Source organism: Hazenella coriacea (assembly GCF_004341825.1).
Classification (GTDB): domain Bacteria; phylum Bacillota; class Bacilli; order Thermoactinomycetales; family Thermoactinomycetaceae; genus Hazenella; species Hazenella coriacea.
Window position 1 is genome coordinate 36,274 of sequence record NZ_SMAG01000002.1, and the last position, 13,681, is coordinate 49,954.

Genomic DNA, 13,681 nt, shown 5'->3' on the forward strand with positions numbered 1-13,681 from the left:
TTTTTAAAAAACAGGGAGCCTTCTTTTTAGGAGGCTCCTCGTTTTAATTATATGGGTCATAGAGTGATATGATTTGAAACAACCGAATCACACATAATAATTAATATCTCTCAGTGATTCAGAAGGGGGTTTTTCTAATCCTATTGACTAAAAGTACGATTAAACTGTTCTAAATCGCCATTAAATACATTAATATCTACATAGGTATCAATACCATCGATTCTACCCCTATTGCTATACTGCCAGATAAGCCATTTTCGTTCATCCAAAGTAGGGGGTTTTACGATATCTCGAATCCAGATCTCATAACCTTCAAAGTGACCTTTTACATATCGATCATAACGGTCATAAGTCACATAAAGGATAGGTTTTTTCCCGTAGTGTTGTTCCATTCGATCTGCTAATACTTGTATTCCTTTTCTTGCTTTCTCTTGATCATGATACAAAGCAATCTCGATGTCGATGACAGGCGGTAAACTATTTGCCTGCTTAGGTACGATCTTTGTAAAGTTAGCAGCTTGCTCTTCTCCAGTACTCTGCATCGAAAAAAAGTGATACGCCCCTATTAAAAATCCATTCTCTTGTGCTTCCTTCCAATTTTCCGCAAAACGATGATCCACAAAATCTTTTCCTTCCGTTGCTTTCATATAGACAAATTTAAAATCGTTTTCTTCTTGAACTACTTTCCAATTAATCTTATTCTGATGGTGAGAAACATCTAAGCCTTTCACTCCATAGCTCATTGCAAAGAGGTCATTATGCCAGATGATCCCAAAATAATCTAAAACACCTAATAGAATAATGATCAGGATCGCACTGAGCACCCATATTAATTTTTTTATACAGATCATCTCCTGCATTTATATATAACAATATTTCATCCTAATTTCTTAAAGTTCATGCAAAAATATTAAATGATTATACTATTATAACAAAAATTGTTAATTTAAGTAGAATAAAAAACCACTTGCATCAATAACTTATCACTTATTTTTTAATAATAACTTCCTAAATCCCCATTTTTTTTAACCGCTAATTCAAGAAAGATTTTTTCTAATGATTCTTTCTGTTTATTCAGATCTATGATTCGAATTACTAAATTCCTCTATGCCATTACTATTTGAGGATTTTCTTCTGCCATTAGATCACCCCTTTGTATATAATTCGAATATGAGGAAAATTAATTATCCAAAGGATGTATAAAATGAACAACTATTATCTTTATGAACGACTACCTAGAAGAGGGAAGTGGTGGATGGCTTCTTATATTCAGGGGATCGCCTGTGCTATCTGTATCATAAGCATCGTAGGGATTTTTCTGGGTTTATTACTGGCATTTACTACCCTATTCACTGTTTTAATGCAATTAAGGTACCCAGTAACAAAAGTGACATGTCCTATATGCCAAAGAAAACTAAATGTAGAGGTAGATGTACAAAAATTCCATTGTCCTTGCCATACTTGTTTAGAAAAACATGGAGATCAATGGGGAGAATGTTAAATTGACCAATTTTAGGATCTGGGCGATTTAAAATACTTTCTTCCATGTAATGCTTTAATTAGATAAAAAAGACTTGATCCCTAATATGGACTATTATACGAGGAGATATGGAGAATTACTAAGATATAAATAATTTCTAAAATAAATAGTAAACTTCTTGTTTTGTCAACAGAAAACTTTATCTTTGAGAATATTAAAGTGAGCGTGTATTCAATTATCCGAATATTCACGTGAAAAGTACAACCATTTTCTCCATATAAATCTTCCCTCTATATAAACTTGATTGAAATACGAATTCACTATATCATGGGTTCTCCCTTGGTTGAATTAAATATCAAAAAGGGGCGGCCTTGGATGACCGTCCCTTTTTGATATATTGAACTATTTTGGCGCGCCCGAGAGGATTCGAACCTCCGACACATAGTTTAGGAAACTACCGCTCTATCCTGCTGAGCTACGGGCGCAAATAAACCTATGGATTAGGCAACTGATCCGATCATATGCAAACATCCACAGACCGGATGATACTGTATCTTATAGTTTAACTCCTTATTTATGTGAGCGCAACTGATTTTCCTCGTTTTTTTACATTATAGATTCAAAATTAAGGTTGAGAAGATAACCGATATTGTTGATCATGAATCCAATTACGGATTAATTCATTAAGTAGTAAGTGGTTTTTGGTTGGGATTTGATGAGGGGTTCCATTTAGGAAATATAGTGTACTCTTTGGGATTTTTTGATGGAGTAGATGTGCATTTTTGCGAAAGCGAGAATCACTTTTTCCATAGACTAATAAGACTGGCTGTTGGATATTTGGCAAGTGATCTGTACAGTTAAATTTTAAACCCGAATCCAAAAAGACTTTGACATGGTCGATATTACTTTGTAAGGAATGGGTATATAGCTTTTTAAACGTTTTAAAGTCGTTCGCATTTCCACTTGCGATACTAAGTGCGAGTAGTTTTTTCGTGAGAGGATTGGATAACATTTTTGCGAGCCAAATCAATCCTTTGACCCGTAACGTTTTAATTTCGGACATCCCACTCACTAATACCCCGCCTAAAAAACGTTGGGGATGAGTCATTAAAGCAAATAAGGCAATCGAGGAAGCCGTTGAATAACCACAAATATAAGCTTGCTGGATTCCGAGATGATCCATCAACTGAATCACATCACTCACAACGAGGGAATAATCTAAGTCGCCTTGAAAATCACGACTCTTCCCATGCCCTCGAACATCTAAACGGATCAATTGATAACGGTCTGCCAATTCTCGCTGATGGTCGAAGACTTCCTGTGTAATCAGAAACGGGTGGATAAAGATAATAGGGATTCCCGTCCCTTCCACTTGATAATATAGATTTTGTCCATCAATTTGAATATAAGGCATCTTCCAGCGCTCCTCTAGATCATCAAAAATCCTATGTAATCAACATTGTAGAATTATTATTTGTATGGAATGACAGACATATACAAGCAGTTTATTATGAATAGTAATCTGATCTTACTTACAATCTCCTCTTATCAGATTTCCATCCCAACTTCTTTGCCTGAGTCAACCATCATAAATAAGAATCCCTCAGGAATTTGCTCACTAGGTACTCATTTTTAATAAATATATCCATTGACAATAGTGTTGATTTACAATTCGTTAGGAATCGATGTTTCGCACGAAATGACTTTGTACCACTACCTAGCAAAACCCTTGGATGAAGGAAAAGAGGAGGCAACTCTTTCTTGAGATGCTTCGTTGCCTTTTGCCTCCTCCCAGAATCAGGGTGAAGCGGAACTCCACTTCTTTGCAAGGGACAAGCTCATGGAGGGTGAAGATTGAGCTCCGATGTTCAATCATGTAGATAAATATGACCTCATCGACACTACTGAATTTGAGCTAAAGAACTTAAAGGTATTAAATACAATTTTATTCGATTTAATCCGTTGAGGATAGATATTCCGCTAGCAAGCTACTTTTACAAACACTCATCTAAATAAGTTAGAGAAGAAATAATCTAACAGGACTTGAATATACATGTTACCTCTATTCCCATATCGATTATTTAATAGACACTTTATAATCGATCAACCACTGATTGATCTGCAACCAATAAGCTAATAAAGCAGGTACATTCATCAGTTGTCCAAACCACGGAAGGTGCTTCTGTGAGAGGTCTTGTTGGACAAACTGGCGAGCTTGTTGGCGATCGATAAGTTGAAAGAGTGGAGCTTGGGAATCATCTAGTAATCGCTGAACCTCGTTCTTCATCGCTTCTAAGTATCTAGGATGGTGTGTTTTGGGGAAAGGGCTCTTTTTTCTCTCGATCACTTCTTGAGGGAGGAGTCCTCGTAAAGCATGACGAAGCAATCCTTTCTCTCGCTGTCCATACGCTTTCATCGACCAAGGAATATTCCATACGTATTCAACTAAATGATGATCACAGAATGGAGCCCGAATTTCCAAACCGACAGCCATGCTCATCCGATCTTGTCGATCTAACAAGGTTGGCATCCAACGGGTCAAGTTAAGATAAAAGAGTTCTCGCATTCTTGCATCCATTTCATGATCCTCTACACAACGAGGAACTTCAGATAACGCCTCTTGATATCTGTTCTCTACATAATCAAAGGGGTCCATTCGCTCTCGAATCTCAAGATTCATAAAAGAAATCCGCTCTGCAACTCGTCTGGCCCATGGAAAAGTATTAGCATGAACCATTTCCTCTCGGTGAAACCAAGGATATCCTCCAAACACCTCATCGGCACTCTCTCCTGATAATACCACGGTCAACTCTTGTCTGATCGCTTTCGAAAATAAGTATAGAGATGCGTCAATATCAGCCATTCCAGGTAGATCTCTTGCTCGCATGGCTACCATTAAAGCTTGAATGAGTTCATCGTTATCCAGATAAACTGTATGATGATTCGACTGAATCTGTTCAGCCATCAATTGAGCCCAAGGAGCATCAGAATTGGGCTGAAACTCATTTTGCTGGAAATACTGGTCGTTGTCACGATAATCAACAGAATAGGTGCAAAGAGGACCTCTTCCCTCTTCCTCAAAAATAGATGCGACTACTGCAGAGATCGCACTCGAGTCTAATCCTCCCGATAACATGGTTCCAATCGGTACATCAGAGACTAACTGACGTCTGACTGCATCTTGAAATAGCCCTCGCACTCGGTGAATGGTTGTCTCAAAATCATCCGTATGAGGCTGACTCACTAACTCCCAGTATGACTGAACAGTGATTCCTTGATGTCCCACACGCATCCAATGCCCTGGCTTACATTCATGAATGCCACAAAAGACCCCCAGTCCTGGTGTTCTCGCTGGCCCCATCAACAAAATCTCAGCGATACCTTCATCATCAATCTCAGCCCGTACTTCAGGGTGGGCAAGAAGTGCCTTCAACTCAGAGCCAAACAAGAAAGAAGTGCCCACCTGTGTATAAAAAAGTGGTTTGATTCCAAATCGATCTCGAGCAAGAAACAGTTCTTCCTTCCGCTCATCCCAAACGGCAAACGCAAACATGCCATTGAGATACTCTGGACAACGATCCCCCCATTCTGCATAAGCAGTCACGATTAACTCTGTATCTGAACGGGTCGCAAAATGATATCCCAATGACTGCAACTTCATCCGTACTTCAGTCATGTTGTATAGCTCGCCATTATAGGTGATGAGATACGTTCTCTCTCCAAATCTCTTCACCATGGGCTGAGTTCCACCCTTAGCATCAATCACCATTAAGCGCCGATTTCCCAGAGCTACATGTTTTGAAATCCAAGTTCCTTCCGCATCTGGCCCACGGGGTATTAACATCTGATTCATTTGATCCAAAATAACTTTTTTCTCACTTAGATCTTGTCTAAAATCAAGCCAACCTGTAATTCCGCACATGTATATCCACACCCTTTCTTCTTGATCCCCTATAGGCATCTACCTATTTCTATGTCTATGTAACAGGGAGAAAATCGTGTACAGATGTAGATAAAAATATCTTAGTTTAAATCCCTTCTGTAATTGACAAATTCCATGTTGTTAAATTAGCCAATGAGGCCTTACTTTAAAATAAGGGGTAGAGGTAGCAAAGCTCGAGAAATCAAGACTAAAATGAAAAAATGACTTGAGAACCACATGGGATCTCAAGTCATTCGTATTTATATGGGAAACTCAGGGATGACACGTTCATACTCACCCTAAGCATCAGTAATGCCCTGATATTTCGCCAATCATCATGAAAGCCTTTACAATAGTTACAATTTTAGATAACATACTTACTATAGGTTAGGTACTTGAATAGAGTAAAAACAATTCAAGTAATTAAAAATCATTTTTTAAGTAGTGGTACAAAGTTATTTCGTGTGAAATGTCGAATCCTAACCAATGGTAAATCGATACTACTGATTTCAATAGTGTTTAAAGAACTTTACTGAATACCTAACCAGAATTAAACAATTCTGAGTAAGGAAATTCAGAAGAAGGGAGTTTTCATCGATGAGCAAAAAAGATGTCAACGGGTTATTTTGCGACTTACAAACAGGGATTTGTGGGGATTCCGCAGATGACATTCAACCTGTCGTTTTACTTAAACCTAAGAAAAAAGTTGAAATATACTATTATACAGATCCCATTTGTTCTGCTTGTTGGGCACTAGAGCCTCTGTTAAAACGATTCGAAGAAGAGTATGGGGAATTTGTCACCATTCATTACTGTATGGGAGGTCTTTTAAAAGGCTGGGAGCGATTCATAGATGCTGGTAATGGTATTAGGCAACCCAAAGATGTAGCCCCCCATTGGGAAGAAATTGCTGTTCATTTTAACATGTCCATGGATGGGGATGTCTGGATGGAAGATCCTCTTGATTCTTCCTATCCACCATCCATAGCATATAAAGCAGCACAATTACAGGGAGAACCGCAAGCCAAGAAGTTTTTGCGACGGATCCGTGAAATGGTATTTCTAGAGAAGAAAAATATTAGTAAAGAAGAAGTTCTCATCCAAGCAGCTTCCGATGTAGGACTTGATCTGGAAACATTTCAACGAGACTACCACGATCCCCAAACCACTCAACTTTTCTATGATGAAATGGAAAAAGGGAGAGAAATGGGAGTCCGTGGCTTCCCATCCCTCATCTTTATCAATGCTGATGGAGAAGGGGTCATGGTTCCAGGCATTCAGCCTTACACACAATATGTCAAAGCGTTAGAACAAGCAATGGGAAAAAGTATCACTGCTAAGCCGATCCGTTTGAAAGTTGAAGAAGTAGTGAAAAAATATGGTTTCGTCGCTACTGAAGAAGTAAAATCAATTTTACAAAAGGACGAGTCAGAAGTCTTAGCCGAATTAGAGCAACTAGCCACAGAAAACAGGATCATCAAGGTTCCTGTGAAATTCGGTTTGTTTTGGAAAGCAATCAATTAAGCTGAGAAGATAACTTTAAATTGGAAGAACGTTCTCTTAAGTAACCAGATCATATGAGCTCTGGTTACTTTATTTTATAAGCAATTGTTTTTTGACAAAGCCATGACGAATCTATGGAGGAATGTTGATCTCCCTCTTATTCCGCTTTTTAGGGTTATAATCAAGGTGAATATTGCGATGATTAGGATAATAATTCGAGGTGTTTCAGGAGGTGATTCTGCTTGGGCGGCGCCATCGCATTGAAAATTTTAGCCCTTATTGGTTTAGTTGCATGTTTAGTATTAGGGATCATTGGGGTAATCATGTCGATTTCTTCCTTCATGAAAAGTGCAAAGAGCCCCAAAGAGTAATTCAATTATTTCCAGCTCATATCTTACACGATGAACCCAGAGAAGAACCGATCAGGGTTGTGATCCATAAACACAAAAAACGCACTTACCACTTTTAATAGTAAGTGCGTTTCTCCTTTGGCGGAGAGGGTGGGATTCGAACCCACGGATGCCTCACGACATCGGCGGTTTTCAAGACCGCTGCCTTCAACCACTCGACCACCTCTCCATAGCCGAAATAACAAGGTTACAGAATATAATTATACAGATTTCTGAGCACTTGTCAACACTTCGGCTAGAAATATATTTTTTTAATTATTTGCCGATGAATTCTCTGCCACCCATATAAGGTTGTAACACTTTAGGGATATAGATGCTTCCATCTGGTTGTTGATGATTTTCCAAGATGGCAGCGATGGTACGGTCGATCGCTAAGCCTGAGCCATTTAAGGTATGGACAAATTCTGGTTTGGCTTTGGCATTGCGCCGGAAACGGATGTTGGCACGGCGAGCTTGGAAATCTTCAAAGTTGCTGCACGACGAGATTTCCCGGTATGTGTTGTTGCTGGGCATCCATACTTCCAAGTCATAAGTTTTTGCTGAAGCAAATCCAAGGTCACCAGTACATAGAATGACAACACGATAAGGTAGTTCTAACAGTTGTAGGACTTTCTCCGCATTGGCTGTTAGTTTTTCATGTTCGTCATACGAGGTTTCGGGTAGCACAAACTTAACTAATTCGATCTTGTTAAATTGGTGTTGGCGGATTAGTCCACGGGTATCTCTACCTGCAGCCCCCGCTTCCGAACGAAAACAACCGCTGTAAGCAACAAAGTAGTTAGGTAAGTCTTCTCCACGTATGATTTCATCTGCATAATAGTTGGTAACAGGGACTTCGGCCGTAGGAATTAGGTAGTATCCAGTGTCCTCTACCGCAAACGCATCTTCAGCGAATTTTGGAAGCTGTCCTGTTCCCGTCATGCTAGCCCGGTTGACCAAGTAAGGGGGAAGGATCTCAGTATAGCCATGATCTTCGGTATGAAGATCTAGCATAAAGTTCATCAATGCTCGTTCTAATCTGGCACCTAATCCTTTGTAAAAGACAAAGCGTGATCCAGCTACTTTGCTTGCCCGTTCAAAGTCAAGAAAGTCATGTTCAGTTGCAATTTCCCAGTGTGGCTTTCGATCTAGGGTATCTGTAGGCACATCTCCCCAATAACGAACGGGAACATTTTGATTTTCATCTTCACCCACTGGAACGGTTTCGTGCGGAAAGTTGGGGAGAGTTAACATTTGTTGCTTTAACTGTTCATCACAGGTTCTGAGCTCATCATCTAGCTGTTTAATCTCATCTCCCACTCTTCTCATCTCTATAATCTTATCTTCTGCGTCTTCTTTCGCTTTTTTCTTTTCCGCTATTTCCCGGGAAACCATGTTACGTTGATTCTTGAGTTGCTCTGTACGTTGAATGAAGTCGCGTCGTTTTTCATCCAACTCTAAAAACAAATCTAATGTCTCTACATCTACATCTCTTTTGGCCAGTAATTCTTTGACTTGATCAAAATGGTTACGAAAAAACTTAATGTCATGCATACATCCTTAGCCCCCTTTAAGAAATAAAAAAACCTTCCAGCCCCAAAAAGGGACGGAAGGTTCCGCGTTGCCACCCTTGTTGACTGTTCAGTTAGTAAACAGTCCACTCGATGCGAAATAACGGCTCGCTACCGATCACGTTTAGGCAAATGTTTGCGTTCACGTTTCGCTCCGAGGTGGATTCACCGTTGCTTAGGACGATTCGCACCAACCATCGCCTCTCTGATTCTAAGTTCAAACGGTTACTCTTCTCTTCTACACGTTCATTTCTGTGTAATTATTTATCATTATTATATCCTATTTTACGCAGTTGGCAACAAACTCTTTCACCAAATAGACGAAAGTATAAATGGTACTTGGTCAGGAATCCTCTTACCAACCACGCTCTTGCATCCGCTCAGCAGGACTTAACTTAGAGATTTCGATCCCTGCCATTGGATTACCAAGATCTTTAGATACCTCTGCGATTAAAGCAAAGTCCTCATAATGAGCAGTTGCTTCAACAATCGCTCTAGCAAACTTCTCAGGGTTGTCCGATTTAAAAATTCCAGAACCTACAAATACACCATCTGATCCCAAATGCATCATTAATGCCGCATCCGCAGGGGTAGCAACTCCACCTGCTGCAAAGTTCACCACAGGTAGTTTTCCTTTTTCATGAACTTCTAACAATAGTTCATAAGGTGCACCTAGCTCTTTCGCTTCTGTCATTAATTCATCTCGAGACATGCCTTGTACTTTGCGAATCTGACTTTGCATCATTCGCATATGGCGAACCGCTTCTACAATATTTCCTGTTCCAGGTTCCCCTTTGGTACGCATCATTGAAGCACCTTCACCGATCCGACGTAAAGCTTCGCCTAAGTTACGAGCTCCACAAACAAAAGGAACTTTAAACTGAGATTTGTCGATGTGGAATGTTTCGTCTGCGGGTGTAAGTACTTCACTCTCATCAATATAATCGACACCCATCGACTCAAGCAGACGTGCTTCTACAAAATGACCAATCCGTGCTTTGGCCATCACCGGAATGGAAACGGCACTCATCACTTCTTCTACAATGCGAAGATCTGCCATCCGAGCAACTCCACCAGCCGCTCTTATATCGGACGGAACCCGCTCAAGCGCCATAACCGCAACAGCTCCTGCTTGTTCCGCGATTTTAGCTTGTTCTGCATTAACAACGTCCATGATGACGCCGCCTTTTTGTATTTCTGTCAGATGTTCACTCATGATTTAGCCCCCTCATTTTCCAGACAAACGATAGTCAACAGGTGAATCAATTACTATGTATCCACCTAAATGGTTACTGATCAACAGTAACAAATAAATAATACTATACCGATCTCTTCTATTATAGTTTATCCAGAGGAAACTAAAAATAGGTTACTCAAACCAGTCACTAATGGTATCTCCAACATCTCTAAAGAATAAGCGGAACCAACTTCCTTCTTCAATATCTGTCTGTGTGATCACTTCAACTGGCTCCATACCTGGAATTTCTTTTCCTTTATACAGTACTTGGGCTTCACCCACTACAGTTCCAGCGTTGATTGGTGCTTGTAGATTGGGTTTATAGGTCACTTTAATCTCATATTGATCTTGTTCATTTTTGTGTGTAGGTAGTTGAACATTGGTTTTGGCAACAACAGGTACTTCTCTTTCCACACCATTTGGAAGAGAGAGTTCCTCATATTTGGGAATGGGCTTATTTTCAGGAACCAAGTTTTGAAACTCAAATTCTTGGAAACCATAATCCAACAGTTTGGCAGTTTCTTTAAAGCGGTTGATTTGTGAGTTTGTCCCCATCACTACCGTGACTAAGCGATAGGATCCCCGTTGAGCTGTTCCAGTAAAACAATATCCAGCAGCATCGGTATATCCCGTTTTCACACCATCTACGCCATCATATTCCACTTGTGAGCCAGGTAGCATAAAATTCCAATTTGGCACTTTCATCTCTCTAGACGTACCTTTTCCAAATGTATAATTGGGGATCGAAGTGATCTCTAATACATCTGGATGTTCTTTCATTAACTCCTTAGCCAAAATAGCTGAATCTCTTGCTGACATGACATGTTTTCCATCACATTGAGGTGGATCTGGGTAGAGGTGTTTCTCTAAGCCTGTAGAATAACAGTAATGTGTGTGATTCATCCCCAACTCTTTTGCCTTTTGATTCATCATATCGACAAACTTCTCTTCACTTTCTCCGATATGTTCAGCTAATACAACAGTGGCGTCGTTGGCGGATTGAACTGCCATCGCAATAAACAACTCTTTAACTGTCTCTTTTTCTCCTGCCCTTAAACCGATCGAAGCTTCTTGAATCGCCGCAGCTCGTGGGCTCACCGTAACTTGGTCTTCCCACTTTAGCTTGCCCTCTTTGATCAGATCAAGAACTACGAATTCGGACATCATTTTGGTCATACTTGCGGGAGGTCTAGCCTCATCCATTTGTTTTTCCTCTAGGATTGCTCCTGATTCAAAGTCCATCACAATATATGATTTAGCATTAATTTCAAGTTTACTTTCCTCTGCCCATGCTCTCCCCGGGAGAAACATAAGACAAAAAATAATTAAGCTCAGTAGTTTCGAAGTCCATGTTGATCTAGTTCGCTTCAAAGATCATCTCTCCTATGAATCAGTACGTATAGATCTATTTAAAATGGCAAATTCAATATATTAAAAACATCTATAACTTATTTTGAAAATATTTCATATCCCCTTTTAGTTTACATAATAAAAGGCAAAAAGAAAATCGAAAAAGTGAAAAGCTGGTTAAAGTCTAGAAATATAAAATATCTATACAAATATTAGAAACACCAAAAGAAAGGATCTATGAGCTTTAACTCACAGATCCCTTCTTTGAAATCGCATCAGAAATCCCTGTCCATTTTACAATGAATAGTTGGGAGCTTCTTTAGTGATTTGAATATCGTGTGGGTGACTCTCCCTTAGGGATGCACCTGTAATGCGAACAAAGCGGCTCTTCTCTTTTAATTCTTCGAGATTCTTCACTCCACAATAGCCCATACCTGCCCGTAAACCACCAATCATTTGATAGACAGTATCAGCTAAAGGACCTTTATAAGGAACACGTCCTTCAATACCTTCAGGTACTAGCTTTTGCGCATTTTCTTGGAAATAGCGATCTTTACTTCCTGCTTGCATCGCACCAATTGAACCCATGCCACGATATACTTTAAAACGGCGACCTTGATAAATCTCAGATTCACCTGGGGCTTCCTCAGTACCTGCAAACAAACTTCCTAACATGACTGCATCTGCTCCGGCAGCAAGTGCTTTTACAATATCTCCAGAAAAGCGAACGCCACCATCTGCAATAATGGGTACGCCATATTGCCGAGCCACTGAAGCACAATCATAAATAGCCGTGATTTGAGGAACACCGATTCCAGCAACAATCCGAGTTGTACAGATGGATCCAGGCCCGATTCCAACTTTTACAACACTCGCACCTGCTTCAATCAAATCTCGTGTTGCCTCACCAGTTGCCACATTACCTGCAACAATGACTAAATCAGGATATTTTTTACGCAACTCAGCTACTTTTTCAATCACTCCGCTTGAGTGTCCATGAGCTGTATCGACTACGATCATATCTACTTCAGCTTTGACAAGTGCATCCACTCGGCGCATCGTATCTTTAGTTACACCGACTGCAGCAGCTACTAATAATCTTCCTTGCTGATCTTTGGCCGCATGAGGGAAGAGAGTTGCCTTTTCAATATCTTTAATCGTAATGAGTCCTTTTAAAATACCATTAGCATCTACAAGCGGTAACTTTTCTATCTTATATCGTTGGAGAGTGACTTCTGCATCTTTGAGGGTTGTTCCGACAGGTGCAGTGACTAGATTTTCTTTAGTCATAACTTCGGAGATGGAGATCGAATAATCATGAACAAAGCGAAGGTCACGGTTCGTGAGAATTCCAACCAACTTTCTGTGTTCATCAACAATAGGCACACCAGAAATTCGATATTTGGCCATTAGTTCTTCGGCATCATGCACTTTATGTTCAGGATGAAGGTAAAATGGATTCGTAATCACGCCACTTTCAGAGCGTTTGACTCGATCTACTTCTTCCGCTTGTTCCTCCACCTTCATATTTTTATGAATAACACCAATTCCTCCTTGACGAGCCAAGGAAATTGCTAAAGATGATTCAGTTACAGTGTCCATACCAGCACTAATCAGTGGAATCTGTAAGTTGATTTTATCTGTTAATTGAGTTCCTACTTGTACATCGCGAGGTAGTACCTCAGATTTGGAGGGTAATAACAACACATCGTCAAAAGTTAGGCCTTCTTTTGCAAATTTTTCTTCCCACATGTCTCTTCTGTCCCCTTTTCCGATCCGATATGTTTCTTGACAGTTTACCAAAGCCTTATTTTTTGTGTCAAGACAATCCACATATTCAGAATAGATGAAAATAATCATGGATACACCTATTTATTGTGGATAACTTGTGGGCAACTACTATATATTGTGGATAACTTGTGGAGATTGTGGATTCCCTCTATTCCCTCACCCTTAAAATGAACGAATTTGGGAATCATTAGAAATGAAAATACATCTTTTTGGAATGTGTTAATGAGACCATCCATTCCTCCTGATCGATCCATCAACTTAAAACAAACCTCTCACTAGTTGTATCCATGAGGATTCCATTTCATCCAAGTAAAGGATGGTTGGACTGCCTCAGGAGTTAAATCACAAATCCCTTTTCCCCCATGTGCACCATTTTCTTGCCGTTGATTTCCCTCATCCACATTATTTCCGAATCAGTACACGACAAAAACCTGTCCA

At 39.8% G+C, this 13,681-nt stretch carries 11 protein-coding genes, 2 tRNA genes and 1 other annotated feature; of the genes, 3 read left to right on the forward strand and 10 right to left on the reverse strand.

Annotation, left to right across the window (positions count from 1 at the left end; translation table 11 throughout):
- Positions 1-140: 140 nt before the first annotated feature.
- Positions 141-824: a GH25 family lysozyme gene (locus EDD58_RS03495; protein WP_243648645.1), complete on the reverse strand. Its 684-nt coding sequence runs from the start codon at positions 822-824 to the stop codon at positions 141-143.
- Between the two features lie 380 nt (positions 825-1,204).
- On the opposite strand from EDD58_RS03495, the gene EDD58_RS03500 reads away from it, so the two are divergent.
- On the forward strand, positions 1,205-1,501 hold the full coding sequence (locus EDD58_RS03500; protein WP_131923469.1) for a hypothetical protein: 297 nt from the start codon (positions 1,205-1,207) through the stop codon (positions 1,499-1,501).
- Between the two features lie 387 nt (positions 1,502-1,888).
- Here EDD58_RS03500 and EDD58_RS03505 read toward each other — a convergent pair.
- The 3 genes from EDD58_RS03505 to asnB form a co-directional block, all read right to left on the reverse strand.
- A tRNA-Arg gene (locus EDD58_RS03505) sits at positions 1,889-1,965 on the reverse strand.
- A 140-nt stretch (positions 1,966-2,105) separates the two neighbouring features.
- Positions 2,106-2,894 carry an alpha/beta fold hydrolase gene (locus tag EDD58_RS03510; protein ID WP_131923470.1) on the reverse strand — a complete coding sequence of 263 codons (789 nt, stop codon included), beginning with the start codon at positions 2,892-2,894 and terminating at the stop codon, positions 2,106-2,108.
- Positions 2,895-3,557: 663 nt separating this feature from the next.
- Positions 3,558-5,402: an asparagine synthase (glutamine-hydrolyzing) gene (gene asnB / locus EDD58_RS03515; protein ID WP_131923471.1), complete on the reverse strand. Its 1,845-nt coding sequence runs from the start codon at positions 5,400-5,402 to the stop codon at positions 3,558-3,560.
- A 597-nt stretch (positions 5,403-5,999) separates the two neighbouring features.
- Between asnB and EDD58_RS03520 the strand changes: the two genes are divergently transcribed.
- The gene (locus tag EDD58_RS03520) at positions 6,000-6,926 is read left to right on the forward strand and encodes a ClpXP adapter SpxH family protein (protein ID WP_131923472.1); all 927 of its coding nucleotides are present in this window, start codon (positions 6,000-6,002) and stop codon (positions 6,924-6,926) included.
- 221 nt (positions 6,927-7,147) lie between these two features.
- Positions 7,148-7,276 carry a hypothetical protein gene (locus EDD58_RS15215; protein ID WP_279389087.1) on the forward strand — a complete coding sequence of 43 codons (129 nt, stop codon included), beginning with the start codon at positions 7,148-7,150 and terminating at the stop codon, positions 7,274-7,276.
- Between the two features lie 118 nt (positions 7,277-7,394).
- On the opposite strand, the gene EDD58_RS03525 is transcribed toward EDD58_RS15215, so the two are convergent.
- The 6 genes from EDD58_RS03525 to EDD58_RS15220 form a co-directional block, all read right to left on the reverse strand.
- Positions 7,395-7,484 (reverse strand) — tRNA-Ser (locus EDD58_RS03525).
- A gap of 86 nt (positions 7,485-7,570) precedes the next feature.
- Entirely contained in the window at positions 7,571-8,848 is a 1,278-nt protein-coding gene (serS, locus tag EDD58_RS03530) for a serine--tRNA ligase (RefSeq protein WP_131923473.1), read from the reverse strand.
- Between the two features lie 45 nt (positions 8,849-8,893).
- Positions 8,894-9,115 (reverse strand) — a binding site (T-box leader).
- A 105-nt stretch (positions 9,116-9,220) separates the two neighbouring features.
- Positions 9,221-10,081: a pyridoxal 5'-phosphate synthase lyase subunit PdxS gene (gene pdxS, locus EDD58_RS03535; RefSeq protein WP_131923474.1), complete on the reverse strand. Its 861-nt coding sequence runs from the start codon at positions 10,079-10,081 to the stop codon at positions 9,221-9,223.
- A gap of 153 nt (positions 10,082-10,234) precedes the next feature.
- The gene (locus EDD58_RS03540; RefSeq protein WP_131923475.1) at positions 10,235-11,473 is read right to left on the reverse strand and encodes a D-alanyl-D-alanine carboxypeptidase family protein; all 1,239 of its coding nucleotides are present in this window, start codon (positions 11,471-11,473) and stop codon (positions 10,235-10,237) included.
- A 273-nt stretch (positions 11,474-11,746) separates the two neighbouring features.
- Positions 11,747-13,204: an IMP dehydrogenase gene (gene guaB / locus EDD58_RS03545; protein WP_131923476.1), complete on the reverse strand. Its 1,458-nt coding sequence runs from the start codon at positions 13,202-13,204 to the stop codon at positions 11,747-11,749.
- Between the two features lie 314 nt (positions 13,205-13,518).
- On the reverse strand, positions 13,519-13,644 hold the full coding sequence (locus tag EDD58_RS15220) for a hypothetical protein (RefSeq protein WP_279389088.1): 126 nt from the start codon (positions 13,642-13,644) through the stop codon (positions 13,519-13,521).
- Between the last annotated feature and the right edge of the window lie 37 nt (positions 13,645-13,681).

Excerpts from the sequence above, each read along its gene's own strand:
- EDD58_RS03500 (WP_131923469.1), top strand. The coding sequence starts at position 1,205 with ATGAACAACTATTATCTTTATGAACGACTACCTAGAAGAGGGAAGTGG.
- EDD58_RS03510 (WP_131923470.1), bottom strand. The coding sequence starts at position 2,894 with ATGCCTTATATTCAAATTGATGGACAAAATCTATATTATCAAGTGGAA.
- asnB (WP_131923471.1), bottom strand. The coding sequence starts at position 5,402 with ATGTGCGGAATTACAGGTTGGCTTGATTTTAGACAAGATCTAAGTGAG.
- EDD58_RS03520 (WP_131923472.1), top strand. The coding sequence starts at position 6,000 with ATGAGCAAAAAAGATGTCAACGGGTTATTTTGCGACTTACAAACAGGG.
- serS (WP_131923473.1), bottom strand. The coding sequence starts at position 8,848 with ATGCATGACATTAAGTTTTTTCGTAACCATTTTGATCAAGTCAAAGAA.
- pdxS (WP_131923474.1), bottom strand. The coding sequence starts at position 10,081 with ATGAGTGAACATCTGACAGAAATACAAAAAGGCGGCGTCATCATGGAC.
- guaB (WP_131923476.1), bottom strand. The coding sequence starts at position 13,204 with ATGTGGGAAGAAAAATTTGCAAAAGAAGGCCTAACTTTTGACGATGTG.